Annotated in this window: 1 protein-coding gene; it reads left to right on the top strand. The window is 61.3% G+C overall.

What is annotated here, in order from left to right; translation table 11 throughout:
• The first annotated feature begins 205 nt into the window (after positions 1-205).
• A complete protein-coding gene (locus ACFMO7_RS06790) occupies positions 206-1681 on the top strand; it encodes an ATP-dependent endonuclease (RefSeq protein WP_376794764.1) in 1476 nt (491 codons plus the stop codon).
• Positions 1682-1701 lie beyond the last annotated feature (20 nt).

The following is a 1701-nucleotide window of genomic DNA, read 5'->3' as shown; positions in this document are numbered from 1 at the left end:
GTGCTGCTATCGATCCTTGCCAGACGCTTCGCTGAGCTTTTCTCTGAATTTGAGCCAGGGAAGTTTCTTGTGTGGCCAGGCTCCTCCAGGAGGAGTCACAGGAAATTCCCTCTTCACGTGTTGGGTCTCCCAGCTCGCAGCCGAAGAACAAGAGCGCCTCTTTGCTGTCCTTGGAGGAGCGCAGGCACCAGCAGCTGATCCTCCGTTGCCTGAGCCGGACCTTGCCACTGCTCCAACCTGGCTTCCCCAGAATCCGGGGGTACCACTTCTGCTGGGCCAGCCAGCTGCTGGTATTCATCTGACAGATCTCTCGACGTACCGCGCTCTTGAGGCAGCGCTGCCCTTGCTCAAGGCATCGCATCAGCACTGCAGCGCGCACCTGCTCTTCCAGCAGCTGGTGGAGCGAGCGTTCCTTTTTCTCGACGAGACCCGCCGTCCTGCAGGCATTGCTCCGCTCGAGGCTTCCGACAGCCAGCAGCGACCAGCGTTGACCACTGGAGAACAGCTCGCCTCTTTCCTCTTCTTCAAGAAGAATGGGTCTGCGACCGAGCGCCGGCAGTATCTGCACATTCAGGAATCTTTTTCCGAGATCACTGGCAAGCGATTCGACCTACGGCTGGTCTCGGCTCCTGCTGAGGCGAGCGCGCAGGGGAAACAGGAGGCCGCGACCACTGAGGGGACCCACATGCCCAGACCAGCCGTCGAGATCGTGCTCGAAGAGCCGTGGGGGGAGCTCCCTCTCAAATGGTGTGCTGCCGGCCTGGCGGAAGTGCTCCTTGTGACGGCTGCACTCATCGGAGAGCGGGGACGAGTGTTGCTGTTCGATGAACCAGCACGCCACCTGCACCCATCACTGCAGACCAGCCTGCTGCAGGCCCTGCAGAAGCCATGCCAGCAACAACAGCACGATACCCAAGAGGGGGGACGCTGCCAGATTCTGTTGATTACCCATGCTCCTCACCTGGTCCCCACTGAGCACCTTGCGCGGGTGAGTCGCTTCGCTGCCGGACCAGATGGGACACGTCGATGGGCCTTGGGACCCGGTGCGCTGGCCTTCCCAGAAGAGGAGCATGAGCGGGAACAGTGGCTTCGCGGGCCCGGGACACTGGCGCGAGAGGCCCTGTTCAGCCGGGCGGTTCTGCTCGTGGAGGGAGAGACGGAGCTTGGGGTCTTGCCGCTATGGTGTCCCGACCTGGCCTTGCAGGATATCCTGCTCTGCTCTGTCGGCGGAAAGTACAACTTTACGCCCTGGGTTCGGTTTCTGCGCCTCTTTGGGCTCCCCTGGGCCATCCTGGCAGATGGGGACTTTTTCTGGAACAAGAGGGAAAGGGATATGCTGGTGAATCGTGTCTTGCAAGCTGCGGGGAAGAATGAGCTTCACCCGACGAGCGATCCAGGTCAGTCCGTGGAGGCATTCAAGCGCTGGAGCGATCAGCTCGCTGCTCATGGGATCTTCACCTTCGCCCGGCAAGCCACGGATGGCTTCGAAGAGGCGCTACAGGCTGAGCTGCCTTCTGCCGAGCAAGCAGCAGCTCGTCAATACCCCGGGAAAGTCGCTTGGGGGCGAAACCTTGCCCGTCATTTCCCGTGTCCCTCCAAATGGCAGCAGCGGCTGCAGGAAATGCTCCGCTTTCTCTCCGCAGCAGGAAGCGCAGCCGATTGCGTCACCGGTTCACGGTGAGACCGTGAGACCACCAGCAC

The sequence above is a fragment of the Thermogemmatispora sp. genome (assembly GCF_042408735.1).
Taxonomy (GTDB): Bacteria; Chloroflexota; Ktedonobacteria; order Ktedonobacterales; family Ktedonobacteraceae; genus Thermogemmatispora.
Note: the sequence above shows the minus strand (reverse complement) of the source record. Positions and strands in the feature narration are given on the sequence as shown.